Genomic DNA, 26,873 nt, shown 5'->3' on the forward strand with positions numbered 1-26,873 from the left:
AAGAGTACTATTCTGGGGGATATTTCATCCAGGTGAGATTATGTGCTCTGAAATGAGTTTGGGATATAAATTCTTGTTTGGCTATAAAGTTGATGTGAAATCAGCTTGATTTCTTTGTCTACTGTGCTGATATCAGTTACATGATTTGATTAATTTCAAAACTCCCCCGTTTGTGGATAGAGGCTGAAATACTTCTTACTCGGCCAGTTCTTTCTTCGCATTTCTGTTATGGGAAAATTCATTTGTCGCAATCTGTTGTTATGTCTGAGCGTCCGACGCCTTTGGAAAAACCCCCTGCCAGCCTGTCATGGTTGATGTGGTTGTTGGGTGCGATGCTCTTTTTGATCGGGTTCTTTCATCGTATTGCCTTTGGTGTTATGGCGGAACCTCTGACCATAGAGTTTGGGTTGACGGCAACAACTTTGGGAACCTTGGCGAGTTTCTATTATTATAGCTATGTCGTTATGCAGGTGCCTGTAGGGGTTATGGCAGACCGTTTCGGTCCCCGAAAACTCTTAACCACGGGGGCGGTTATTGCTGCAATTGGGACGGCGATTTTTGCGCTTGCGCCTAATTACTGGATTATTAGTTTTGGTCGTCTGTTGATCGGTGGTTCAGTTGCTGTGGCCTTTGTCACAATGATGAAAATCGCCCTGCATTGGTTTGACCTTAAGCGTTTTGCATTGCTGGTTGGTCTAGGGCTTTTATCCGGCAATCTGGGGGCTGTCGTTGCCGGCGCGCCGTTACAGCAAATGATTGAGTTGATTGGCTGGCGTTATGTCATGCTTGGTTTTGCTGGCATTACTGGCTTACTGGCATTGGCAACAGGGATCTGGTTGCGGGATGATCCGACGGATCTCGGTTATAAAAGCTATGGTCATGAGCACGATGAAACGCAACCCAAACAATCCATACTAGCCGATTTAAAAGAAGCAATTACCTATCGGACAGTTTTTCTTTTGACGCTGGCATGCGGGGCATCGGCTGGGTCAATGCTTACCTTTGGTGGGCTATGGGGCGTGCCTTTTCTCAAAGTTGCTTATGGTTTTACGACATCTGAGGCTGCGTTGATAACCACTGTGACCTTGCTTGTTTGGGCTGGGAGTGGTGTTTTGTTGGGGCATTGGTCTGATGCATCGGGGAAACGGAAGTTACCTTTTACAGTTCTGGCACTTATTGCTGCATTGGGATGGTTTGTGGTTACACAGATACCTGATCTTCCAATAGTCGTTCTTGGTTTGGGGTTATTGACGGCAGCATCAGGAAGCTGTGTGATGATTGTCGGATTATCTTGGGCTAAAGAAGCAGTTCCGGCCCGTCTGCAGGGAACATCGTTAGGCTGGTGTAATACGGGCGTTATGATTGGTCCTATGGTTTTACAGCCTCTGACAGGCATTCTAATTGATTTGAACTGGAGTGGTGCAACTGAAGCCGGGCAACGTGTTTATAATGTTCCTGCTTTTGAGGCCGGGTTCATTCCTATGATTATTTGGCTGGTTGTTGCTGCCATTTTGGTACTCTTTGCCAAAGAAAAGCAAAATCCTTTTAAGTGATATAAAATGTAAATAAGGACTGCTCTGGATAGGCAGTCCTTATTTGGTTTCATGGTAAAGATTTTTTACTTAATGGTGACGGCATAGTTTGATACGTCACCGGTTTCCTTAATCAAATCTTTGGCCTTCAAGAAATCAGCAAAATCACTGTAACGTCTTTCATCCAAGGCTGCGGGACGTAGGGCAAACCGCGGAAGGGTATCTTTCCAAGCTCTTCGATTCAGTTCGTCGTCCAGATCTGGATAAGCTTTAATGAAAAGATCCCAGCTTTCTTGCGGATGATTAATCAGATAGGTGGTGGCTTGTTCTAATGCTTTGAGGAAGCGAGGGAAGCGTGGGTCTTCTACATTCTGATTGTTCGCCACAAGAATAAGTTCGTCATAAGAGGGAACACCTTCTTCTTCCACATAAAAAGCACGACCCGGTTTTTTGACGATGTCCATCTGGTTCAGCTCAAAGTTTCGAAAAGCCCCGATTACAGCGTCGACTTGGCCAGAGATAAGCGAAGGGGACAGCGTGAAGTTAACATTGATTAGCTCAACATCTTTTACATCCAAGCCATGTTTTTCAAGCATTGCGTCCAAAATGACATCTTCGAAGCCACCAACGGAATAACCAACTTTACGGCCTTTCAAATCAGCAATGGATTTGATTGGACTGTCTTTCAGAACTACAAGAGAATTCAAAGGTGTTGCGACCAGCGTGCCCACACGTGTTAAAGGAAGTCCCTCGGCGACTTGCAAGTGAAGTTGGGGTTGATAGGAAACAGCGAGCTCTGCTTTTCCTGCCGCGACCAGCTTCGGGGGATCGTTCGGATCTGCAGGGGCAATCAGATCCACATCAAGACCTTGTTCACTAAAAAAGCCCTTTTCCTTGGCTACGACAAGCGTGGCGTGATCCGGGTTCACAAACCAGTCGAGCAAGACAGTTAGCTTTTCGTTGGCAATTGCTTGTGAGGAAAGGCTTAACAAGCCGCCCAAGGCGAATGCCGCAACAGTAATTTTTCGTAGCATCATAAAATCCTTAAGTAAGGTTATTTATCGTGTTTTGTGGTCATCTAGTGAAAGATGCCGGAGAAGTCTGTGTAAGAGATGGTCTGTTGTGAGGTAGAGGGAGACAGCCATTATTGAGAGGATGAGCAAGGCGGCGAACATCAGATCAATTTGCATACGGCCATTTGCATGAAGCATCAGGTAACCTAAACCTTCTGATGATCCGACCCACTCACCAACAATGGCGCCAATCGGGGCTGTTGCCATGGCGACGCGTAGGCCTGATGACAAAGATGGTAGAGCAAGAGGGATGCGAACATGTATGAGAAAAGCCATTGGCTTTGCGTTCATTACTTTGGCCAATGCCTGCCAATCTTTTGGGGTGCGTCTTAGTCCATCGTAAAAGGCGGCTGTTACCGGGAAGTAGATGATCAAAACCGTCATGGCAACCTTGGATGGCAAGCCATAGCCCAGCCATAAAACAAGGATGGGGGCGAGCGCAAAAACGGGCAGCGATTGAGTGATAACAAGGACTGGTGTCAGCCAGTCCCGGGCTGATTTGACTGTGGCAAGGATCAGGGCTGAACAACAACCCAGCAGGCTACCAAAAAGAAAGCCAAGAATAATTTCAAGAAAAGTTATTCCAGCGTGATTGATCAATGTGTCAAGGCGCCTGTACAGAGTTTGAGACACGGCAAGAGGATCGGGCAGGATATAGGGTGGTGCTTCTGTGATATAAACAAGAGCCTGCCAAGCGAGCAAAAGCCCAGTGATGATGGCGAAAGGGCGGATGAATTTTATCATGACAGGGCTTTGCTATCAGATAGTTGCTTCATCAGCACTTCGTGCTCTTGCAATAGAGAACTGTCTTTGATGTTACGTAGCGGTCTAGAGGACGGCGTTAATGTTTCTGCACTCTTAATTACAGGGCCTTTTAAGACGTAGATTATGTCAGAGAGTTTCAGTGCTTCAAGAGGGTCATGGGTAATCATGACAACGGTTTTACCCGTCAGATAGTGACTAGTAAGGTCGTGCATTTCTGCACGCGTTATGGCATCCAGTGCAGAAAAGGGTTCGTCCAAAAGAACAATTGGATGATCTTCCAACAGGGTTCTTGCCAAGGCTGTTCTTTGTCGCATACCGCCAGACAGACTATCTGGCTTCATATCCAGATATGGCTCCAAACCTAAATCCGACAATAGTGATCTTGCTTGTTTATCGCTAATTGCGTCTCTCTCAGAAAGTTGTCTCAGCTTGTTGCCAATCAGAGCATTTTGTAAAACACTGAGCCAGGGAAGCAACAGGGCGTCTTGCGTCATCCAGCTTATTTGTCCGGATAAAGAAGAGCCATCTGCTGTTTTGATTGTTCCTTTATAAAACGAGGGCGGAAGAAGGCCTGCAATAGCCTTTAGCAATGATGATTTTCCAACGCCGCTACGCCCCAGTAATACGTTCCACTTTCCGCCTTCTAGGCAGAGAGAAAAGTTTTCGAAGACTTGCTTTTCTTTATAAGAAAGGCAGAAGTTTTGAATATGAATGTCGCCTGCTGTATGGAGCATTATTAAACACAATTTATTATTTTGTTGGTAAAAACGTTGTGTTTAAGCTTTCCAATTGGCGTGGAAATGGTGAACGGGGCCGTGACCTTTTCCTATATCTAACTTATCGGCATGGCGAAGAGCCTCGGTTAGATACTCTTTGGCAGCATTAACGGCTTCCAGAAGCGAGAGACCTTTAGCAATTCCTGCTGCAATGGCAGCAGAGAGTGTACAACCGGTTCCGTGACTATTTTTAGTATCTATACGCTGCGAACTCAGGCAGATCTCAGTTTGTCCGTCAAAGAGCAAATCATCACTTTTGTCTCCGCCAAGGTGTCCGCCTTTCAGAAGAATGGCTTTGGGGATGATGGCTTGAAGGGCTGTGAGCATGGCTTTCATTTCTTCGATGGTGGTTGGTTCTTTCTCTCCTGTTAAGACAGCTGCTTCCGGAAGATTAGGGGTAATGATTTCTGCAAGAGGTAGCAGGTTTTCCTTTAAACTGGCAACAGCATCATCTTGAAGTAGTTTGTCGCCACTTTTTGCCACCATAACAGGGTCAAGGACGACTGGGATTTGCGGAAAGTGTTTCAGAACATCTGCAACAGAACTGATAATATCCGGGGTGCCCAGCATACCTATTTTGATAGCCTTGATGTTTAGATCCTCAAAAACTGTATATAGCTGGTCCTGTATGAAACCTGTCGATACCGGAAAGATTGAATGCACTTTACAGGTATTTTGCGCTGTCAGGGCAGTGATGACCGATGCAGCATAAACACCCAGAGCTGACATAGTTTTTATATCAGCCTGAATACCAGCGCCACCACCGCTGTCTGATCCGGCGATTGTAAGAGCTATTGATGCAGACATGCTTTCCTCCGTTTTATGCTCAGAGGAAGTTGTTGATGCTGTTCCCATTTTGGGGATTGTGGATTGTTGGCTCTTGTCAATCCCAGCATCTCAATTTCCTCCGCCGGTATTAACCGGATCAGGTTCTGCGGGTTAGCGTTAGCCTCTCAGCTCAGTCAACATATTGCATGATTGAGCACCCCGACGAGATTCCTTGAATTATGCGGTGCTTTTAAAAATTGGCAAGAGGGAAAGTTATTTTTGAATTGTCTGGTTTATATCATAGTCAAATCTGGACCTATGGGGTGATTTACAGGCATATAGACTTTCTCAACCCACAGAGAAATCTGGCAGGGGTGTGTTTCTTTAAAGGGAGTGATTTAAATGAGTGAAATTATCCGTCACGACACGACGGCACGGTCCAGTAAAATTGTTGAGCACGGCAATACAGTTTATCTGTCAGGTCAAGTGGGAACGGCGGGAGAATCCGTTGCTCAACAGACAAAAGAAATTTTAAACAAAATTGACACATGCCTTGAGTCTGTTGGGAGTGACAAAAGCAAAATTCTTCAAGCCGTGATTTGGTTAAGTGATATGAAATACTTCGCAGAATTAAACGAAGTGTGGAATGTCTGGGTTCCGGAAGGGCATGCACCTGCCCGTGCTTGTGGGGAAGCTAAACTTGCACGTGCAGAACTCAGTGTTGAAATTATTATTACGGCTGCAAAATAGTCGTATATCAAGGGTATATAGTCGCTTTTGAGCTGCTCGATGGGATGAATCGGGCAGCTTTTTTTATGACCTAAGCGACTTAGGCTGGATTCTCATCTTTGTATAAAGTATAATGCCTAAATGCTCGCCAGTTTTGATCAATTCATAAAGAAAAATAGCTATTTCGCTACGTTTCTTGCGGAGTTAATCTAAAACAAGGACCTCCTCTTGTTATTGAGCGAAAAGAAGGTCACCCTGCGTGAATTACACGCAGGGATATAAGTTTATCTGGCGCGCACAACGAACGATAACAACAGGGAAAGAGTTATGGAGTTCAAATCAGGCATCAAACGGTTCCTAACTGACGGAACATTTGTAAAAACAACACGTGCTGTGGCACTTGGCGTTTCTCTTCTAGCTGGCACAACTGCATTGGTTGCACCTTCATTGGCATCTGCTGAAATGGTCTTTAACCGTGGTAATGGTGCAGAACCAGGGTCACTGGACCCTCAAATTTCAGAGGGTGTTCCTTCTGCACACATTCTACGTGATGTATTCGAAGGTTTGACTGCTGAAAACACTGATGGTTCAATTATCCCTGGTCAGGCAGAAAGCTGGACAATTAGCGATGATGGGACGCAATTTACCTTTAAAATCCGTGATGATGCTGTGTGGAGCAATGGCGATCCTGTAACAGCACATGATTTTGTTTTTGCTTGGCAGCGCGCAGTTGATCCCAAAACTGGATCTGAATACTCATTCTTGCTATATCCTCTTAAAAATGCGCAAGCAATTGCTGGCGGTGAAGAAAAGGAGTTAGCACAGCTTGGTGTAAAAGCTGCTGATGACAAGACGCTGGAAGTTCAGTTGGAAGGTCCTGCGCCTTACTTCTTGGGTATGATCACACACTCGGTTGCCTATCCGGTTCATAAGGCAACGGTGGTAGCTCATGGTGAAGCCTGGACACGTCCAGAGAATATGGTTTCCAATGGCGCATTCAAAGTTACTGAATGGACCCCGCAATCCCGTATTGTTGCTGAAAAATCTGATACATACTGGAATAAAGATACCGTTAAGCTTGATAAGGTTGTGTATCATCCTACGGAAAGCCCGACTTCAGAACTAAAAAGGTATCGTGCTGGGGAATTGGACTGGACTTACGAAGTTCCAAACGACCAAATCAAGTGGATTAAAGAGAACTTGGCTGATGAATTCTCTGTATCTAACTATCTCGGCGTTTATTACTACGGTTTTAATATGACAAAACCACCTTTCAATGACCCGAAATTGCGTAAAGCATTTTCTATGGCTATTGATCGCGAAATCCTGACATCAAAAATCGTGACTGCAGGCGAAGTACCTGCTTACGCTTTTGTTGTTCCAGGTGTTACTGGTTATGACTCCGTTTATGCTGATTTTAAAGCTGGTGATCAAAAAGCACGTAACGCGGCTGCTCTGAAACTTTATGAAGAAGCTGGTTATTCCAAAGACAATCCGATTGAAATTGAGTTGCGCTACAACACAAATGATAACCATAAGAAGATCGCAATTGCGATTGCAAGTATGTGGAAGAAAGCTTTTGGTGCGAAAGTAAACTTGGTAAACGAAGAGTGGAAAGTCTATCTGGAAACTCGTAAGCAAAAACAAGTGACACAGGCTTTCCGTGCAGGATGGATCGGGGATTATAATGATCCAAATACCTTTCTTGAACTTTGGTTGTCAGATTCAGGCCTGAACGACACTGGTTTTGATAACCCTGAATTCGATAGCCTTCTTAAGCAGGCTGGCCTAGAGCAGGATGCAACCAAACGCAAAGAGTTGCTGATGAAAGCTGAAGCAATCTTCTTGGAAGCGAACGCAGTTGCACCAATCTATCACTATGTGACCAAGCGTATGGTTAAGCCATATGTGAAAGGCTGGCAGAGTAATGTGATGGATCACATCCGTTCTCAGTATATCACTGTCGAGAAATAGGAAGTCCCGGTTTCCCAATAAAACTCGGCGCGTCATCACGTTGGTGGCGCGCCGGACTTTTTTGTCAGGACGAATATATGTTATCGTTTATCTTAAAGCGTCTGGCCGGGGCTATTCCGACGCTACTTATAATTGTTACACTTGCCTTCTTTCTTATCCGTTCAGCCCCAGGCGGACCATTTGATAAAGAACGCACGATACCCCCGGAAGTTGCTGCAAATCTGAATGCAGTTTATCACTTGGATGATCCCTTATGGGAGCAGTATCTATACTATCTTGGGAGCGCTATTCAGGGGGATTTTGGACCCTCTTTTCAATATAGAGATTTCTCGGTTACCGAGCTTATTGCATCTGGTTTTCCTGTATCATTAACACTCGGATTAACCGCTATTTTTCTGGCGATTACCGTCGGTGTGTCACTTGGTGCCGTTGCGGCGCTCAAACAAAATTCATTTATAGATTATGCTGTAATGGCGACGGCGATGACTGGAATTACCATTCCGAACTTTGTTATGGCGCCTCTCTTGACCTTGGTTTTTGGTGTTTATCTACACATGCTTCCTGTGGGGGGGTGGGGCGATGGTATGTCTCAGGCTGTGTTGCCAATTATCGCATTGGCTTTGCCACAAATTGCCTATATCGCACGTTTGACTCGTGGATCAATGATTGAAGTTCTCCGATCCAATTTTGTGCGAACTGCGCGGGCAAAAGGTTTGCCTGAACGTTTGATGCTTAGTCGCCATGCATTAAAGGCTGCCATGTTACCTGTTGTTTCCTATTTGGGGCCGGCTTCAGCTGCTGTGATTACCGGTTCTGTTGTAATAGAACAAATCTTCGGAATTCCGGGCATTGGACGGTACTTTGTACAGGGGGCTTTAAACCGTGACTATACCCTCGTAATGGGCGTTGTGATTTTTTATGGAACGTTGATTATCTCGTTCAATCTGATTGTTGATATTATCTATGGTTTCCTCGATCCAAAAGTGAGGATGGGATAATGGCTGTTGAAATAGGAATGAATAGCGCGGGCTCCGTTGAAAAAGAGATACAGGGTCGCAGTCTTTGGCAGGATGCTTTCAGGCGTTTGCTGACAAACAAAGCCTCAGTCGTTAGCTGTGTTGTCCTTTTAACTATCGTTCTCATCGCTGTTGTGGGGCCATGGATACATCCTAATCCCTTTGATGAAGTTTACTGGGATTACATTCAGGCAGCCCCGGACATGGAGGCAGGCTTTTACTTTGGCACCGATACCAATGGCCGCGACCTTTTTGTTCGAACTTTGTATGGCATTCGTGTCTCTATGCTTGTTGGTCTGGTTGCAACAGGTGTTTCATTGGTAATTGGTGTTACCTATGGGGCGATTTCCGGATACATCGGTGGTCGTACAGATCATATCATGATGCGCTTTGTGGATATTATGTACTCCATGCCTTTCATGTTCTTTGTGATTTTGTTGATGGTAATCTTTGGACGAAACATCTTCCTGATCTTTGCTGCATTGGGGGCGGTTGAGTGGCTAACAATGGCACGTATTGTTCGTGGTCAGGCACTTTCGATCAAAAACAGAGAGTTTGTCGAAGCTGCACGTGCTTCAGGTGTCAGTAATTTTAATATTATCCGCCGACATATTATTCCCAACGCACTGGGGCCTGTGATTGTTTATGTAACCTTGACAATTCCGCAGGTGATTTTGATCGAAAGCTTCCTTTCTTTCCTTGGTCTTGGTGTGCAAGAACCGATGACAAGTCTGGGTGTGTTGATTTCAGAAGGTGCCCAACAGATGGAATCTGCGCCTTGGACACTTTTGTTCCCGGCGAGTGCGCTGGCAATCATCCTTTTCTGCTTTAACTTTATTGGCGATGGTCTGCGTGATGCGCTTGATCCTCGTGATCGCTAGGGAGGTCTGAAAAATGAGTGATATTATTCTCGAGGTGAAAGACCTTTCTGTAACTTTTTCAACGCCAGAAGGCCCCGTGAACGCCGTGAATAATATGAACTTCACGATTAAAGCGGGCGAAGCACTAGGTGTTGTTGGTGAATCCGGGTCCGGTAAAAGCCAAACTTTCCTCTCTATAATGGGGTTATTGGCTTCGAATGGGAAAACGACTGGTAGTGCCAAGCTTTTGGGACGTGAGTTGATTGGCTTGAATGCTGATGAGTTGAACAAGATCCGTGGACAGTCAATGTCCATGATCTTTCAGGACCCGATGACATCGCTGAACCCTTATCTGAAAGTGTCAAAACAGCTGACTGAAGTTTTGGTTTTGCACAAAGGTATGGGGGAGCAAGCTGCGAGAGCAGAAGCCCTTAGTATGTTGGAAAAGGTGGGGATTCCCGAAGCGAAGAAACGCTTTGATATGTATCCGCATGAATTTTCAGGTGGCATGCGTCAGCGTGTTATGATTGCGATGGCGTTGTTGTGTGAGCCAGCCCTGTTGATTGCTGATGAGCCAACAACGGCATTGGATGTGACTATTCAGGCACAAATCCTTGACTTGATGCGAAAACTGAAAAGTGAGTTCAATACGGCAATTGTCATGATTACCCATGACCTGGGCGTTGTTGCTGGATTGTGTGACACTTTAAACGTTATGTATGCCGGGCGCATTGTCGAACGCTCATCCGTTGATGAAGTCTTCTCTGCCCCGCGTCACCCCTATAGCCAGGGGCTTTTGGCCTCAACACCAAGACTGGATGAAAAAACGCATGACAATGAACTGGTAACCATTCCCGGACAACCCCCAAACCTGCAGCGTTTGCCGCAAGGTTGTGCCTTTGCACCGCGGTGTGCTCATGTGAAAGATCGATGTCTTTGTGAGCGCCCGCCGTTATTTGAAACGCCGAGCGGAAGTCATAATGCCTGTTATAGAGAGGAGGAGGTCGCATGAGTATGTCACAGGAAGTCCTTCTTGATGTAAAGAATCTCAAAGTTCATTTTTCGATCCCAAGTGGCAAGCTTTTCAAAAAACCGGGGTTACTGAAAGCCGTTGATGGTGTTTCATTCCAGGTCAAAGCGGGCGAAACACTGGGGGTCGTTGGTGAGTCTGGCTGTGGTAAGTCCACGCTTGGACGTGCCGTTTTACGCCTTTTAAAGCCAACCGACGGAAAGGTTGCCTGGTTTGGTCAGGAAATGGGCGACATGAAATCGGAAGAGCTCCGAAATGTGCGCTCTGATCTTCAGGTTATCTTTCAAGATCCTTTGGCTTCTCTTGATCCTCGTATGACAATTGGACAGATCATTGGTGAGCCTTTGATTACCCATTACCCCAAGCTGTCGAAAGCCGAAGTAAAGGAAAAAGTCAAGGCAATGATGGCGAAGGTCGGCCTTCTTCCCGAGCAGGTCAATCGCTATCCGCACGAGTTTTCTGGTGGTCAGTGCCAACGTATTGGTATTGCACGGGCGATGATTCTTGAACCAAAGCTTATTGTCTGTGATGAAGCTGTGAGTGCACTGGATGTTTCTATTCAGGCGCAGATTGTTAATCTGTTGATGGGATTGCAAAAAGAATTCGGGCTTAGCCTGATATTCATATCGCACAATCTGAGTATTGTTCGTCATATCAGCCACCGTATCATGGTCTTGTATCTCGGTCGGATGATGGAAGTCGCGGACAGGGATGCTATCTATGCTAAGCCCCTGCACCCCTATACCAAAGCTTTGATTTCTGCTGTGCCAATCCCCGATCCAGAGATTGAACGCAATAAAGAGCACGTGGCCTTGAAGGGCGATTTACCTAGTCCTTTAAACCCGCCATCAGGCTGTGTTTTCAGAACGCGTTGTCCCTTTGCCAAGGATATATGTGCAGCGGAAGTTCCGGGCTTAAAGTCCTTTGCAGGAGACAGGGAAGCCGCATGCCACTTTATTGAAGAATAAGCAGGCAAGGAGTTTTAGTTTAGAGTCACTTTTGGCGTCTAACGAGCAAGCTTAAAAGTTAATAAGGTCACACTCTTTTGCTGGAGTGTGACCTTATTTTTTATCTTTTAAAGGCGATTCTTTTATTTCGTATTTTATCTATATTTATGTGAATACTTCAAAGTTGATTTATTTATCTGGAAAATTGAAAAGTTTTGATATTGGGAAAAACTTATCTATTTGAAAATTAATGAAAAATATATGTATTGATTTTATTTAAAATTTTACACAAAAATACTATATATTTAACATATATTAAGTATAAGTATAATTACTTATAAGTAAATTCCGTTAATAATTTTTGTTGTTACTAGTGTTATAATCACCATGTAGTGTAAATAATGTTTATTACTTCTTGGTGATTTAGATGGCTGGCACCGTAAGCGAAACAGAAATCGTAAACTCTGATAATCCTGAAACTGATCTTCTAGATAGTGGTCAGGCTGTGACCCGTGTCGGCAAGCCTGATACAGGGCAAAGCTTTGTGGTCGAAGCTCAGCCAGGACAGATTTACGATCTTGATTTTGATTTATCTAACGCTCAGGTCTCAAGCCGTTCTGAAGGTCAGTTGACACTATCCTTCCCAGATGAAAGTAAAATTACTTTCCTTAATCTTTCCGGTTATGAAGACGGGATTACGCCAATCATCAACGCCAATGGTGAAGCAATTGATATTCTTGCCTTGTTCGAATTACTTGCATCATTGAATGGCGAAGATCCTTTGGAAACTGCGGCGGGAGGCAACCTCACAGCGCAAGGTGGCGGGGGTTCGACCTATAACGATGAACTGGGCGAGAACCTTGATGGATTATCTACAAGCGAAGCTCTTGATGGGGTAGACGCTTTATCACTCGATCTGATTGATGGAGAAGACGATGAGCTTGACTTGCTTCCACAAGTGGCTGAAGCAAATGCTGATACAACAGTTGTGGGACTAGACCCAGTAACACCAGACCCAGAAGATTGTTCGTTAAAACTTCCGGATGCATTGAATCTCATTCAGGGGACAAATGGGAATAATGTGCTACGTGGTACGACTGGTTCAGATGAAATTCAAGGTAATGACGGACACGACAGAATTTATGGTGGAGATTCTGCTGATGTGATTGTTGGCGGCAAAGGAAATGATCGACTTTATGGGCAAGAAGGAGATGATTTCTTTCTTGTTGAGGGGAATGATCAGGGGGTTGATCGCTTTAGCGGTGGTTCTGGAAAAGATACAATCCACGGATCCAAAGGGGACGATGTAATCACCGTAAGTCACCTGACACGCGGCGATTCCATTGAGGAAATTAATGGGTGCGGTGGCGAAAACGTTCTGTCCGGTACATCGGCGCGCAATCACATTGATCTGAGCAACACGACGCTTACAGGTGTTGACCGCATAGATGCTGGTGCCGGTAACGATCATATTGTTGGTTCATCCGGTGATGATATTATCATTGGTGGCACGGGAAATGACTACCTTGCTGGTGGTGCCGGTAATGATACTTTTCTTGTTGATGGCAATGATCAGGGTGTTGATCGCTACAGAGGTGGAGCAGGCTCCGATAAGATTCAAGGCAGYGACGGTGATCAGACACTTGTGGTTTCTCACCTGACCAAATCAGATTCCATTGAGGAAATTGATCTTGGAACAGGGACAAATGTTCTGTCCGGTACATCAGCACGTAATCATATTGATCTGAGCAACACGACGCTTACAGGTGTTGATCGCATAGATGCTGGTGCCGGTAACGATCATATTGTTGGTTCATCCGATGATGATACGATTATTGGTGGTACCGGAAATGATTACCTTGCTGGTGGTGCCGGTAATGATACTTTTCTTGTTGATGGCAATGATCAGGGTGTTGATCGCTACAGAGGTGGAACAGGCTCCGATAAGATTCAAGGCAGCGACGGYGATCAGACACTTGTGGTTTCTCACCTGACCAAATCAGATTCCATTGAGGAAATTGATCTTGGAACAGGGACAAATGTTCTGTCCGGTACATCGGCGCGYAATCATATTGATCTGAGCAACACGACGCTTACAGGTGTTGATCGCATAGATGCTGGTGCCGGTAACGACCATGTTGTTGGTTCATCCGGTGATGATATTATCATTGGTGGCACGGGAAATGACTACCTTGCTGGTGGTGATGGCGCAGATATATTGATTGGCGGTAGTGGTAACGACGTTCTTCGTGGTGGTGCGGGAAATGATCGTTTTGTTTTTGATATCTCACTTGATGGATCTGGTAACAGTTTTGCTGAAGGGCGAGACACCATAATGGATTTTGAGGCTGGAGACACACTGGTTCTTTCAGATATTCTTACCGATCTGGGTAATCCTGCTGATCCGTTAGCGGCTCTTGATAGTTTGGGCGATGTTTCTGTTACAGATGGTGGGGCAGGTCGCAACGTTGATATTACATTTGGTAACGGGGATAGCGTTACTTTAAGAGGTTTGGGAACTGCTGGAAATACATTGGATTCATTACAGGATCTGGAAGATCATGGCATTATGATTGATGTTGTCTAAGTAGGTTTGTTTCTTGGATCAATAGGTGTTTGTATCTTGGGGAGTATTTCTTCCAACAGGTTTGCTACAGAGAGCAAAGGCCCTTCACCTTGTGGTTTGCCAACAAGTTGTAGTCCGACTGGCAGTCCCGTTCTTGTCAGACCACAGGGGATTGAAATGGCGGGAGATGCGGTGAGCGTTATCGTCGATACTATTGCCAACCAGTCAATGTAAGTTTCCAGCTTCTGGCCAGCACATTCATCCACATATCTTTGCTCTACTGGGAAAGGTGGAACAATGGTTGTGGGACAAATCAACAGATCGTATTCAGTAAAAAACTGTCGCATGGAGTAGTAAATTTCGCCTCTTTTGCGCTCTGCCCATGCAATATCTTCTGCGCTTAAAGAGCGTCCGTATTCAATGTTCCAGATGATGTCTTCTTTTAGCTTATCTCGATGTTGATCTAAAAGAGGTCCCAGACCGACAACAAAATCTAAACCACGCAAGCGTTTAAATACTTCGGGAGCATCACTGAGATCGGGTGTTTTCTCTTCAACAATGACATCAGCATTCTCGAACTGTAGGGCGGCGCTTTTGCATATTTCAGCAACTTCTGGATCAACCGGACTAACACCGAGGTCAGGACTGTATGCAATCTTTGTAGGTTTAATTTTTTGATTGGTAACAGACAGGAAGCTATTTTCGGGGCTTGGTTGTGCCAAGGGGTTCATATTTTTGAAGCCAACCATAGCATCCAGCAATAAAGCTGTGTCTGCTACATTTCGTGCCATTGGCCCTTGCATGGATAGAGTTTGGAACGGCGATGTTCCCGGTCCGTCGGACAATCTGTGCATAGAGGGGCGTAAGCCGACAACCCCACAAAAGCTTGCCGGATTACGAAGTGACCCACCCATATCTGAACCATGAGCCAGCCAAGCACATCCTGTGGCGAGAGCAGCGGCGGCACCGCCAGAAGAACCAGCGGCTGATTTTGATAGATCCCACGGGTTTCTGGTTGTACCCAGAACGGGGTTGAATGTATGTGCGCCGGCGCCAAATTCTGGTGTATTTGATTTGGCATAGACTATGGCACCATTTGTTTCCATTGTTTCAACCAAAATATCTGACCAATCTGGTATCCGATCTGCAAAAATCGGACTGCCAGATGTTGTCCGTACGCCTTTTACTGCGGTTAAATCTTTCACTGGGACGGGAATACCTGCTAGTAATCCACGCTCTTCAATTGGCTTGTTTTCAAGTTTTTTTGCAAAATCGCAGGCACGTTCAAAACAAAGCGTTGGCAAGGCATTAACCTGACCATCCACATTTTGAATTCGATCTTCAAGCGCATCGAGCAGATCTGTTGGTTTGATATCCTTGCGCACAAGGCGATCTCTTATTGCACAAGCGGTGGCATTGATGAGTTCATTTGTGCTGTTTGCAGGCATTTTGAGGTCCAGAGAAAACAATAGAGAAGGGGATCAATGAGAGATTGTGTCGGTTAGCTTATACCTATCCGGCTTCTTTGGTCGATAGCATTTTGGACAGAAATGAATTGATTTGTTTCTGTGCGGTCTGGGCAAGTTGTTCGGCGAGTAATTTGAGATCTGTCTTTCTGACTGAGCTCTTCCGCCAGGCCAAGCCAAGTTTTCTGTGACCTGAGTTTTCTTCCAGAGGTGTTAGTGTCACGTTTGTGCCCGAGAGTAGTGATGATTGGCAGGAGAGTGCAGGTAAAAGAGTGACACCAAGGCCGTTTGCGACCATATGTACGAGTGTAAGCAAGCTTGATGCCTGTAGTGTTTGACCCGGTTTTAATTTTGTCATATGGCAAACAGCCAAAGCATGATCACGTAAACAATGCCCCTCTTCGAGAAGGATCAACTGGCTTTGCAGAGCTTGACTTTGCAACAGGCGGTTCCGTTGTGCGGCATCCATCGTGGCAATAGGATGATCAATAGGATGGGCAAGAAGAAAGGGATCTTCAGCAAGCTCTACCCACTCCAGACCGGGGTCGCTATAGGGAAAAGCCATCAAGGCGGCATCTATTGTACCTGCTCTTAACCTGTCAATGAGCCGAGAAGTTTCGTCTTCGACCAAGTAGAGCTTCAAGTCCCGATATTCTGTACGTAACTGGGGAAGTGTCTGTGGCAAGAGATAAGGGGCAATTGTTGGAATCGCACCAAGTTTTAGATCTCCACTGAGGGTTTCCGCACTGTGTCGTGCCATTGTTGCAATATCTTCTGCACCGCGTATGAGTTCGATTGCACGAAGAACAATGTCATTGCCTAGCTCAGTGAATAAAACCCGGCGTTTGGTCCGTTCAACGAGTTTGCAACCCAGTAAATTCTCAAGCTCTTGAATACCTGCACTCAGTGTTGACTGTGTGACAAAACAAGCATCTGCTGCCCGTCCAAAATGACCATGGCGTTCTAGCTCAACCAGATATTTTAGCTGCTTTAAAGTAGGTATATGCATATTAATCGATTTTTCCAATTATTGTGATCATAATAACTTGTTGGATCGATTTAAATCAAGGGCGTAATGTTTATTCATCGACCGGCGCAATCCAGACAATATAAGTAAAAATAATTTCAACTTCACAACAGGCCGGATGAAGTAGATTTAATCAAAATCCAGCTTTATTTAAGGCTGGGGCAAGGAGAGAAGGTAAGCAGCATGAAAAATAAACTTACAACTGCATTCGGTGCTCCGGTTGTAGATAACCAGAACATCCAGACCGCTGGCCCGCGTGGTCCAGCTCTACTACAAGATGTTTGGTTTTTGGAAAAAATGGCTCATTTTGACAGAGAGGTCATTCCAGAAAGACGTATGCATGCCAAGGGGTCTGCTGCTTACGGTACATTTACAGTAACGCATGACATTACAAAATATACTAAGGCCAAGATTTTTTCTGAAATCGGTAAAAAGACGGAAATGTTTCTTCGTTTTTCGACAGTCGCAGGTGAACGTGGTGCGGCTGATGCCGAGCGAGATATTCGTGGTTTTGCAATGAAGTTTTATACAGAAGAAGGAAACTGGGATCTTGTCGGAAATAACACTCCTGTATTTTTTCTTCGGGACCCTATGAAGTTCCCGGATCTAAACCATGCTGTAAAGCGTGATCCAAAAACAAACATGCGCAGTGCTGATAATAATTGGGATTTCTGGACGAGTTTACCGGAAGCTCTGCATCAAGTGACAATTGTCATGAGTGACCGGGGGATTCCGGCGACCTATCGTCATATGGATGGTTTTGGTAGTCATACCTTTAGCTTCATCAGTGCTAATAATGAGCGCTATTGGGTGAAATTCCATTTTAAAACCCAGCAAGGTATTAAAAACCTTACAGATCAGGAAGCTGCCGAGCTAGTTGGCCAAGACCGCGAAAGCCATCAAAAGGATCTATTTGATGCAATCGAAAATGGTGATTTCCCCAAATGGATACTCTTTGTTCAGGTGATGCCTGAAAAAGAAGCGGGGTCTTATCATGTCAATCCGTTCGATCTGACGAAGGTGTGGCCAAAAGCAGATTATCCGTTGATTGAAGTCGGTGAATTTGAACTGAACCGTAATCCTGAAAACTATTTTGCGGAAGTTGAGCAGTCTGCTTTTAACCCCGGAAATGTTGTTCCTGGTATTAGCTTCTCGCCAGACAAAATGCTGCAAGGGCGTCTGTTCTCATACGGTGATACCCAGCGTTATCGTCTTGGTGTCAATCATAGCCAGATCCCCGTTAATGCCCCTCGTTGCCCGTTTCATTCTTATCACCGTGATGGGGCAATGCGTGTTGATGGTAATGGTGGTAGTCGGATTGGTTACGAACCTAATACGAAGGATGAATGGAACGAGCAACCTGATTTTGCTGAACCACCTTTGTCAATCGAAGGGGCGGCAGATCACTGGAACCACAGAGAGGATGACGATTACTATTCTCAACCGCGTGCTTTGTTCCAACTGATGACTGCTGAGCAGCAACAAACTCTGTTCGAAAACACAGCAAGAGCTGTTGGTGGTGCAAAATTGGAAATTCAGCATCGTCATATTCGGAATTGTTACAAAGCAGACCCTGCCTATGGTGCTGGTGTTGCCAAAGCATTAGGCTTGAATGTTGAAGAGATAGCTGCCGCAGAATAAGAAATTATTCAAAGGCAGTACGAAAGGGAAGGTCGCGCCGGGCCTTCCCTTTTTTGTATTTGAATAACTGGTTAGTTATGTCGAAGTGATTACAACGGTATTTAAGGAAACTGAATATAAAAATTAAAGTAACTTAGGCGTGTATATATTTTGCTTAAATTCATCTTATTGATGCTGATGTTTGGGTAAATATTCTTTTTTTTTAAGTATTACAGAAATAATATGGTTAATGCTCAAAATTAAATTGATCTTTTATGTTCTATTTGCTTTCTGATGACAGAGACGGCGCTTTAGTATTGGTTTGAGAACATAGAAGCCCGGTAATTCAAGTTGAAATGGGCTGTGTGTATGACCAGCGAGCATTGTCGTAATGAGCATGCTCTTACTTCGGAAGCACGAAGTAATGTGAGCAATATATTACTCGAAAATAGCTTCGAGGCTGTTCTTGTCACCGATATGAAGGGACAAATTCTATACACGAACCCAGCCGTTAGCAGAAGCTTCGGGTATCGGTTAGAAGATCTTTATTTTCAGTCAGTTTTTGATGTCTTTACTGTTAGTGAAGATGATCAAAACAAGCTCTTAAAAGTTTGCGACAAAGATATCTTGCCTGAGTCAGAGATCATTCTTCCTGGTTTTATTAAATCCAGTGGAGGTGATCAGATTGACGTTCAACTTAGATCTTTTGTAACCGAAATTTCATCTCAGCGGCAGTTTACTTTTCTGGTACGTGATATCAGTGCGCGGGTTTCCATCAGCCGGGAGCTGGAATCTTCCCAACAGTTAATGGGAAGTATTGTTGCCGGGGTTGGTGATGCAATTATTGCAACCGATCAAAATGGTTATCTCACACTTTTTAACAGAGGAGCAGAAGATACTTTTGGCTATCGTACTGATGATATTTTAGGCAAACACCTGAATAATCTAATTCCTGAAGAGCATCGCGGCGATCATAGTGCCTACATGACTGATTTTGACGCGGGAGCAATTGATACTCGTGGCATGGGGGCACGAGGTGCTATTTCCGGTTTGCGTGAGAATGGTGAAGTTTTCCCCGCGGAAGCAACGATCATAAAGATTGGTAAGGGAAAGCAACAGACTTTTGCAGCTGTTGTTCGCGATGTTTCTGAACGTATTAAAGTTCAAAATCAGCTCCGTGAAGCAAAAGAGATGGCTGAAATTGCCAGCCAAATGAAATCATCGTTTCTGGCAAATATGAGTCATGAGCTTAGGACACCACTAAATGCTATTATCGGATTTTCAGAATTTATTACCGAAGAACATCTGGGGCCAATAGCGCACCCTAAATACCGCGAATATATAGGGGATATACTGGATAGTGGGCGGCACCTGTTGACCATTGTGAATGATATTCTGGATTTATCGCGTGTTGAAGCTGGCGAGATTCAACTAAATGAGACCGTGATGTGTGTGCGCCAGTCGATTTTATCTGCCTATCGTTTTGTAAAGCGTCAGGCGAAGGTAAAAAATATCACGCTTGATGCCGAGCTTGGTGATGACTTGCCGTATCTTTTTGCTGATGAGCGTTTGATTAAACAGGTTATCATTAACCTGGTAACCAATGCTGTGAAATTCACACCGGATGGCGGCTTGATTAAAGCTGAGATTAGGCGAGTTGATGAAGATAACGGTATCGCGATTGTTATTTCTGATACGGGAATTGGCATTGCCAAAGACGATATTGAACGGGTTATTAAGCCTTTTGAACAATGTGAATCCAGCTATACAAAAACGATAGAGGGAACCGGCCTGGGGCTATCCTTGGCGAGATCTCTTATGCATTTGCATGGCGGTGATTTGTCTATTGAGAGTGAAGTCGGGCTTGGGACATCAGTTGTTTTAAACTTCCCGGTCGATCGGGTCGTTGCAAAGGAAACGGCCCTGACGGGATTACAATCCAAGACCTCTGTGCGAAAACTGACAGCTTAAAATTACTTGAGTATGACCCGTCCTGAAATATGTTGACGGTTTTTAAGTTATAGCCAGCTGTGTATTGCAGCTGGCTTTTTTGTGCACCTGTTCAGGTGTTTTCATACCCAGGCTCAAGTGCGGTCTGAGTTGATTGTATATTGTAATGGACTGAGCAACCAGCTTCTTCAGTTCAGCCAAGGTTTTGCATTTATAGAGCAGGAACTCTTGTTTGAGGATCCCGTTCACTCTCTCAGCCATTGCATTCTGATAGCAATCATATCCATCTGTCATAGAGGGTGATATCTTTTGTTGGGCTAGGAGTTTTTGATACTCACCAGAACAATATTGCAGTCCGCGATCAGAATGATGAATAGCAGGTTTATCTGTTCTTCTCTGTGTCATTGCCATCTTCAACGCCTTGATCACATCGCTTGTCTTCATTTCATTACTGACTTCATAGCCCATGATCTTTCGAGAATAGGCATCGGTGACCAGAGACAGATAATGTGTTCCCTCATCACTCTGGAGATAGGTGATGTCACTCACAAAGACCTGTTCAATCTGATCCGCTTGACGATCCTTCAAAAGGTTAGGATGTTTTCTGAGCCAGTGCTTACTCTGTGTCGTTTTCTGGTAACTCCTGCGAACAGGAACCAATAAACGCTCGTTCTTCAAATAAGAGAACAGCCCGTCACGCCCCAGCTTGATCCCCTGAGTATCAAGTTCAGACTTGATCAGGTGATAGAGCTTACGCGTCCCAATTCGAGGCATAAAACGACGCCAGTAAAGAACCAGATCTTTGACCGGGGATAAAACACGATGACGTTCTGCAATCCGACCTCTCCATTGATAAACCGACTGACGGCTTCTCTCAAACAAAGGGCACACCCTTGCGAGCTGGATCAGTCCTTTTTCTTTACTGACCCAGAGAGTGTGCTTAAGTACTTTTTTCGCAGATCAATCCCGTATTCTTCGTGAATAACATTCATCATTTCCCCATAAACAATGTTCTTGAGCTGTTCATCCTCAAGAGCCCGTTCAAGGCGTTTGATCTTCTGGGCGGGAGTTTCTTTGTTCTTTGGCATGGCTAAATGGTTCAAAGGTTTCGACCAATCAAGTTTACCATGCTTGCGAAGCCACGTTAAGCAAGTACTCCGGCCTTGAATGCCATAAAGATCCTGAGCTTGCTTATAAGTCAGATCGCCTTTTTCTATCTCATCAACAACTGAAAATTTAAAGCCTAAAGGATAATCCTTTTGACTACGCCTAACCCGCTCTGTCTTTGAATGTCCCATTATAAGTCTCCAATATGTAAACTTATTTCAGGACGGGACAGTATCATTAGAAAAAGAAAAAAGGCTGAGTGCCCACCACTCAGCCTTGATAGTTAATGAGCTTTACTGACTACTAATTTACAACTCGGTAGTCTTCTTCAGGGAAAAACATGTAGTCTTGATCTTCACCGACTGCATTGTGGCAATCAGCACAGAACTTCACTTTTTTGGAGTTATGACCATTTGTTTCGCCAAAAATCTTACCGCTTGGGGTCACGAGCGTATATTTCCAATCACCGTTTTCTGGCGCAAAACCAGCCTCCATTTTCTCCATTAAGAAAAGAGGTCCCGGTTTTATGCCTTTTTTACCTATTTTGAAACTGTCCTTGGCAACAATAGCGCCTACAGGAAGTTTTCCCATTTCTTCGTATTGGCCATAAGCTTTTGCTATGTCGTTTGCATAGTTATGAACCATTCGTCCACCGTGAGTGCTTGATTTCCCCGGAGCAGTTGTATAACGCGTCCAGTTGAAATACTCAGTCGCTACAGGGTGGCCAGACTTCGCATAACCAGCCCGCATTTTTGGAGAAAGAGTTTCATAGTGTTCATGAGCTTTCTCAGGGGTAATGTCCTCAGCATTCACAGCTGTGGGGGCCAAAAATAGTGCCGGCACAAATAGTGTTGAGAGAAGAAAGCTTTTGACAGATGAGCTGAACGTGATCTTCATTTGGGTATCTCCAATTATCCTGACTGACACCGAATTACCGCCTTACCCGCGTTTCGATGTTTTTTTGTTCTCCTTTTTAGATAGCATTCCTGTAAAAAAGTAGGAGTAAAGACTCTTCACGATCAAGTGAGATCAAGTGCTTAAATAAAGTTCGTCCATAAGAAAAGGGCCGCACAAAATGCGACCCTTTAAGATTTCGATACATGAAGATTTACGTATCTGAATTATTCCGCTGCAACGGCAAGAGGTTCAATTCTTGCTGCGCTGTACTTGAATTCCGGAATCTTTCCGAATGGATCAAGTTGCGGGTTTGTTAACATGTTCGCCGCAGCTTCAGAGAAGCAGAATGGCATAAATATCATGCCTTCTGGGACTTCACGATCTTGACGAACTTTAAGGCTAACAGTTCCACGTCTTGTAGAGACGGCCACCCAGTCACCAGCATCCAGATCAAGTTTTTTCATATCCAAACGGTTGATGAAAACAACAGCTTCCGGCTCTAGATTATCTAGAACTTCAGAACGACGGGTCATCGCGCCTGTGTGCCAATGCTCCAGAAGACGTCCGGTGGTTAGAACAAGCGGGAACTCCTTGTCCGGTAGTTCTGCTGGATCAATCAGAGCTGTTGAAACAAGCTTGCCACGGCCTGAAGCTGTCGGGAAACCTTGAGCAAAGAGGATCTCTGTGCCTGGGCCATCTTTGCTTGTACAAGGATAGGTGACCACATTTTCACGTGATAACCTTTCCCACGTGATGTTGTTCAGGGATGGCATAACCTGTGCCATTTCATTGAAAACATCACGTGGGTGCGTATAGCTCCAATCAAGTCCCATGCGTTGGGCAAGTTCCTGAATGAGCTCCCAATCCTGTCTGGCATCACCCGGCGGGGGTACGGCTGCACGCCCCATCTGAACCTGGCGGTTGGTATTGGTAAAGGTACCATCTTTTTCGGCATGGGCAGAAGACGGCAAGATGACATCAGCATGCCAAGCCGTTTCTGTCATGAAGATATCTTGAACCACCAGATGATCCAGCATGGATAGGGCTTCGCGCGCATGCTGTTGATCTGGGTCAGACATCGCAGGGTTTTCACCCTGAATGAACATACCGGTGATGTTGCCATCATGAATCGCATCCATGATCTCAACAACGGTCAGGCCTTTTTTCTTATCGAGTTCCATGCCCCAGAAATCTTCCATACGGCTGCGAATTTCTTCGTTCTCGACCGATTGATAATCTGGGTAAAGCATTGGAATAAGGCCGGCGTCTGATGCTCCCTGCACATTGTTTTGGCCGCGGAGTGGGTGAAGACCTGTACCCGGGCGACCAATCTGACCTGTGATCAGGGACATGGCGATCAAGCTGCGAACATTATCCGTACCGTGGGTGTGCTGGGATACACCCATCCCCCAAAGGATAAGGGAGGCTTCGGAAGTTGCATAAAGGCGTGCAGTCTCACGTAGGGTTTGCGCATCAATACCACAGATTTCTGCCATATCTTCGGGGGCAAAATCCTTGATATTTTCTTTTAACTCTTCAAAACCTTCGGTGTTGGCTTGAACGTACTGAAGATCATATAGCTTTTCTTCGATGATTGTATAGATCATTGCGTTTAGCATAGCGACATCACGGCCAGGCTTGAACTGCAGGTGATTATCAGCATAACGCACAAGGCTTTGCCCGCGAGGATCCATGACAATCAAGTGTTTGTTTGGATCTTTTGCCGCCTGTTTGATGTATGTGGCGGCAACCGGGTGGTTCCAGCCGGGACGACAGCCAATAATGATAATACATTCTGCATCTGCAACCGAGGTGAACGGCGCAGACACCGCACCGGAACCCACACCTTCCATCAGTGCTGCAACAGATGATGCATGGCAAAGACGTGTACAGTGGTCAACGTTGTTGCTGCCAAAACCTGTCCGAACAAGTTTCTGGAACAGATAGGCTTCTTCGTTTGATCCTTTGGCGGATCCGAAACCAGCAAGAGCTTTTGGACCTTTTTCATCGCGTATTTTATTCAAACCCGATGCCGCACGTTCGAGTGCTTCTTCCCATGTTGCTTCACGGAAATAAGCAGAGAAATCGTTGTCGGGGACACCAATATTCCAGCCGCGTGGTGCATCATCGCGACGGATAAGCGGTTTTGTCAGGCGGTTTGGATTGTGAATATAGTCAAATCCAAAGCGGCCTTTCACACAAAGGCGTTTTTCATTTGCGGGGCCTTCTGCGCCATCAACCTTGATAATTTTATCATCTTTGACATGAACTTCGGTTTGGCAGCCAACACCGCAGAACGGACAAACAGAATTTACAATTTCATCAGCATAATCTTCTCTGACACCTGCATCATTCAGAAGAGAGCTTTCCATGAGCGCGCCTGTTGGGCAGGCCTGGACACATTCACCGCAAGCTACACAAGTACTGTCACCCATGTCGGCATTGAAATCGAACACAACGCTGGATTTCGACCCGCGGAAAGCCATGCCAATAACGTCGTTTACCTGTACTTCGCGGCAGGCACGGACACAGAGATTACAGTTAATACAAGCATCCAAATTTACAGCGATTGCCGTATGGCTTAAATCTGCCATTGGACGTTCATGAGCGGGGAAACGGCTGGATGTGACACCGATATCTGATGCCCAGTTCCAGAATTTTGAATCCGGTTCATGGGCTTCTTCGCGAGTAGGCTGGTCCGCAACGAGCAGTTCAAACACCATTTCCCGTGCTTTTTTTGCTCGCTCAGTTGCTGTGTTAACAACCATACCTTCTGCCGGTTGGCGTATACATGATGCAGCAAGCGTACGCTCGCCTTCTATTTGGACCATACAGGCGCGGCAATTCCCATCAGACCTGTAACCCGGTTCAGGCTGATAACAAAGGTGAGGGATTTCTGTGCCCAGACGGTCCGCAACCTGCCAGATAGATTCACCCGGCTGAGCGATGACTTCATTTCCGTTAAGTGTAAAGTTGACCGGTTTTGTGTTTGCAGTAACAGACATTACAGTTCCTCCGGAAAATGTTTCATCACTGTGAGTAAAGGATTAGGCGCTGCCTGACCCAAACCGCAAATAGAAGCATCCATCATCACTGTGGAAAGTTCTTTTAGAAGATCCTTGTCCCATTTGTCTTGTTCCATAAGACTAACAGCTTTTTCAGTTCCTGCACGACATGGCGTACACTGACCACAACTTTCATCTTCGAAGAAGCGCATCAGATTTACGGCAACATCTCGCATGTTATCCTGATCGGAAAGCACGATTACCGCAGCAGAGCCAATAAAACAGCCATGTTCATGAAGTGTATCAAAATCCAGTGGAACATCGCCCAAGCTCGCGGGGAGAATACCCCCGGAAGCTCCCCCCGGTAAATAGGCTTTGAATTCATGTCCATCAGCCATGCCATCGCAATATTCTGCGATAAGCTCTTTGATCGTGATACCAGCTGGTGCGAATTTAACGCCCGGGTTTTTTACGCGTCCGGAAACAGAGAAAGATCGCAAACCTTTGCGACCATTTCTGCCGTGGCTCGTAAACCACTCTGGACCTTTTTCAATAAGATCCCGCACCCAATAGACAGTTTCTACATTGTTTGTGAGTGTCGGTAAACCGAACAGGCCGACCTGTGATGGGAAAGGAGGTTTGTGGCGAGGATAACCTTTTTTTCCTTCGATGGATTCAATCATAGCTGATTCTTCACCACAGATGTAGGCACCTGCACCCCTGCGAAGATCAATCTTAATCCCGTTATTGAGACCTTCGGCGTAAACACGCTCGATTTCTTTGTTTAGAAGTTTGATAACGGCGGGATATTCGTCACGAATATAGATATAGCTTGCTTCTACTTCGCCGACCCAAGCACCGATCAACATACCTTCGAGGAAACGATGTGGATCAGTTTCCAAGTAATGCCGATCTTTGAATGTTCCCGGTTCGCCTTCATCACCATTAATCGCCATTAATCGAGGTTTTGGTTGTTGGCGAATGATGCTCCACTTCAGGCCTGTAGGGAAGCCGGCACCTCCGAGTCCCCGCAGGCCAGTGTTTTTAAGAAGCTCGACAATCTCGTCACGGTCATATTTACCTTCGTAACATTCACGGAGCACTTTGTAACCGCCATCTGCAACATAGGCGTTGTAGTCTCTGTAATCGACAGCTGCAGGGTGAATGTCTTTGTTTTCTGTCGCGGCCGTGATGTTCTCTACTGTTGCATTATCAACATGATTGTGACCGACTTCAGCGACAGGCGCACAATCACATCGTCCCATACAAGGGGCGGGTATAATACGAACGTTTTGGGCAACTGAGTCGGGAAGATGTTTTAGCAGATCTTTTGCACCAGCCATTTCACAACTCAGGCTTTCGCAGACACGAACAGTTATTTCCGCAGGTGCCTCTTCATCATCGAGTACAATATCAAAGTGTGCGTAAAAGGAAGCAACTTCGTACACTTCGGCCATGGGAAGTTTCATTTCATCAGCCAAGGCTTGTAAATGACCTGCTGACAGACTGCCATATTTGTCTTGAATAAGATGTAAGTGCTCGATCAAAAGATCTCTTTGGCGTGATTTATTACCAAGAAGAGCAACGATTTCTTCGTGAGCTTCTATTTCAAGCTGGCGGCCCTTGGCAAATACTGGTGGCTTACGACGACCGGATCCAGGGTGGATTTGGCGTTTAACTGGGGGACTGTCTTTTTTAGAGGGGACATCCAAGACGCTGCTATCTGACATTATTTATGCTTCTCCACGACAATTTGCCTTCATTG

The 26,873-nt window shown here is 45.4% G+C and carries 20 protein-coding genes and 1 riboswitch; of the genes, 10 read left to right on the plus strand and 10 right to left on the minus strand.

Features of this window, described 5'->3' with window-relative positions:
• Positions 1-242: 242 nt before the first annotated feature.
• Entirely contained in the window at positions 243-1,553 is a 1,311-nt protein-coding gene (locus D9A03_RS05345) for an MFS transporter (RefSeq protein ID WP_162937983.1), read from the plus strand.
• 65 nt (positions 1,554-1,618) lie between these two features.
• On the opposite strand, the gene D9A03_RS05350 is transcribed toward D9A03_RS05345, so the two are convergent.
• The 4 genes from D9A03_RS05350 to thiD are packed head-to-tail and all read right to left on the minus strand — an operon-like array spanning position 1,619 to position 4,953.
• Entirely contained in the window at positions 1,619-2,566 is a 948-nt protein-coding gene (locus D9A03_RS05350) for an ABC transporter substrate-binding protein (protein ID WP_254054976.1), read from the minus strand.
• 24 nt (positions 2,567-2,590) lie between these two features.
• Entirely contained in the window at positions 2,591-3,349 is a 759-nt protein-coding gene (locus D9A03_RS05355; protein ID WP_120496164.1) for an ABC transporter permease, read from the minus strand.
• Complete coding sequence (locus D9A03_RS05360; RefSeq protein ID WP_120496165.1) at positions 3,346-4,104, minus strand: ABC transporter ATP-binding protein; 759 nt, start codon at positions 4,102-4,104, stop codon at positions 3,346-3,348. The genes D9A03_RS05355 and D9A03_RS05360 overlap by 4 nt, the downstream gene beginning before the upstream one ends.
• A gap of 42 nt (positions 4,105-4,146) precedes the next feature.
• Entirely contained in the window at positions 4,147-4,953 is an 807-nt protein-coding gene (gene thiD / locus D9A03_RS05365; protein WP_120496395.1) for a bifunctional hydroxymethylpyrimidine kinase/phosphomethylpyrimidine kinase, read from the minus strand.
• Between the two features lie 77 nt (positions 4,954-5,030).
• Positions 5,031-5,146, minus strand: a riboswitch (TPP riboswitch).
• 170 nt (positions 5,147-5,316) lie between these two features.
• On the opposite strand from thiD, the gene D9A03_RS05370 reads away from it, so the two are divergent.
• From D9A03_RS05370 to D9A03_RS05400, 7 genes are all read left to right on the plus strand, one after another.
• Positions 5,317-5,664, plus strand: a complete 348-nt coding sequence (locus D9A03_RS05370; RefSeq protein ID WP_120496166.1) for a RidA family protein — start codon at positions 5,317-5,319, stop codon at positions 5,662-5,664.
• A gap of 306 nt (positions 5,665-5,970) precedes the next feature.
• On the plus strand, positions 5,971-7,617 hold the full coding sequence (locus D9A03_RS05375) for a peptide ABC transporter substrate-binding protein (RefSeq protein ID WP_120496167.1): 1,647 nt from the start codon (positions 5,971-5,973) through the stop codon (positions 7,615-7,617).
• 77 nt (positions 7,618-7,694) lie between these two features.
• On the plus strand, positions 7,695-8,615 hold the full coding sequence (gene oppB, locus D9A03_RS05380) for an oligopeptide ABC transporter permease OppB (RefSeq protein WP_120496168.1): 921 nt from the start codon (positions 7,695-7,697) through the stop codon (positions 8,613-8,615).
• On the plus strand, positions 8,615-9,514 hold the full coding sequence (locus D9A03_RS05385) for an ABC transporter permease subunit (protein ID WP_120496169.1): 900 nt from the start codon (positions 8,615-8,617) through the stop codon (positions 9,512-9,514). Before oppB ends, D9A03_RS05385 begins: the two co-directional genes overlap by 1 nt.
• 13 nt (positions 9,515-9,527) lie before the next feature.
• Positions 9,528-10,505, plus strand: a complete 978-nt coding sequence (locus D9A03_RS05390) for an ABC transporter ATP-binding protein (protein WP_120496170.1) — start codon at positions 9,528-9,530, stop codon at positions 10,503-10,505.
• Positions 10,502-11,491, plus strand: coding sequence for an ABC transporter ATP-binding protein (locus D9A03_RS05395; protein WP_120496171.1), 990 nt, complete (start codon positions 10,502-10,504; stop codon positions 11,489-11,491). Before D9A03_RS05390 ends, D9A03_RS05395 begins: the two co-directional genes overlap by 4 nt.
• Positions 11,492-11,897: 406 nt before the next feature.
• Positions 11,898-14,057, plus strand: a complete 2,160-nt coding sequence (locus D9A03_RS05400; protein WP_120496172.1) for a calcium-binding protein — start codon at positions 11,898-11,900, stop codon at positions 14,055-14,057.
• Here the strand turns inward: D9A03_RS05400 and D9A03_RS05405 are convergent.
• The gene (locus D9A03_RS05405; protein ID WP_120496173.1) at positions 14,054-15,484 is read right to left on the minus strand and encodes an amidase; all 1,431 of its coding nucleotides are present in this window, start codon (positions 15,482-15,484) and stop codon (positions 14,054-14,056) included. The genes D9A03_RS05400 and D9A03_RS05405 overlap by 4 nt on opposite strands.
• A 64-nt stretch (positions 15,485-15,548) precedes the next feature.
• Complete coding sequence (locus tag D9A03_RS05410) at positions 15,549-16,511, minus strand: hydrogen peroxide-inducible genes activator (RefSeq protein ID WP_216825386.1); 963 nt, start codon at positions 16,509-16,511, stop codon at positions 15,549-15,551.
• 201 nt (positions 16,512-16,712) lie between these two features.
• Here D9A03_RS05410 and D9A03_RS05415 point away from each other — a divergent pair, with 201 nt between their 5' ends.
• Entirely contained in the window at positions 16,713-18,170 is a 1,458-nt protein-coding gene (locus D9A03_RS05415) for a catalase (protein WP_120496174.1), read from the plus strand.
• 348 nt (positions 18,171-18,518) lie between these two features.
• Entirely contained in the window at positions 18,519-20,120 is a 1,602-nt protein-coding gene (locus D9A03_RS05420; RefSeq protein ID WP_120496175.1) for a PAS domain-containing sensor histidine kinase, read from the plus strand.
• Between the two features lie 42 nt (positions 20,121-20,162).
• Here D9A03_RS05420 and D9A03_RS05425 read toward each other — a convergent pair.
• From D9A03_RS05425 to D9A03_RS05440, 4 genes are all read right to left on the minus strand, one after another.
• Positions 20,163-21,397, minus strand: a protein-coding gene (locus D9A03_RS05425) for an IS3 family transposase (protein ID WP_120496176.1) whose coding sequence is annotated in 2 segments (ribosomal slippage) — positions 20,163-21,055 and positions 21,055-21,397 — 1,236 coding nt in all. Because the reading frame shifts where the segments join, the coding sequence is not laid out codon by codon here.
• A 112-nt stretch (positions 21,398-21,509) separates the two neighbouring features.
• Positions 21,510-22,103, minus strand: a complete 594-nt coding sequence (locus D9A03_RS05430) for a cytochrome P460 family protein (RefSeq protein WP_120496177.1) — start codon at positions 22,101-22,103, stop codon at positions 21,510-21,512.
• Between the two features lie 224 nt (positions 22,104-22,327).
• On the minus strand, positions 22,328-25,108 hold the full coding sequence (fdhF, locus tag D9A03_RS05435; RefSeq protein WP_120496178.1) for a formate dehydrogenase subunit alpha: 2,781 nt from the start codon (positions 25,106-25,108) through the stop codon (positions 22,328-22,330).
• On the minus strand, positions 25,108-26,838 hold the full coding sequence (locus D9A03_RS05440) for an NAD(P)H-dependent oxidoreductase subunit E (protein ID WP_120496179.1): 1,731 nt from the start codon (positions 26,836-26,838) through the stop codon (positions 25,108-25,110). The genes fdhF and D9A03_RS05440 overlap by 1 nt, the downstream gene beginning before the upstream one ends.
• Positions 26,839-26,873 lie beyond the last annotated feature (35 nt).

Source organism: Kiloniella sp. EL199 (genome assembly GCF_900313065.1).
Classification (GTDB): Bacteria; Pseudomonadota; Alphaproteobacteria; order Kiloniellales; family Kiloniellaceae; genus Kiloniella.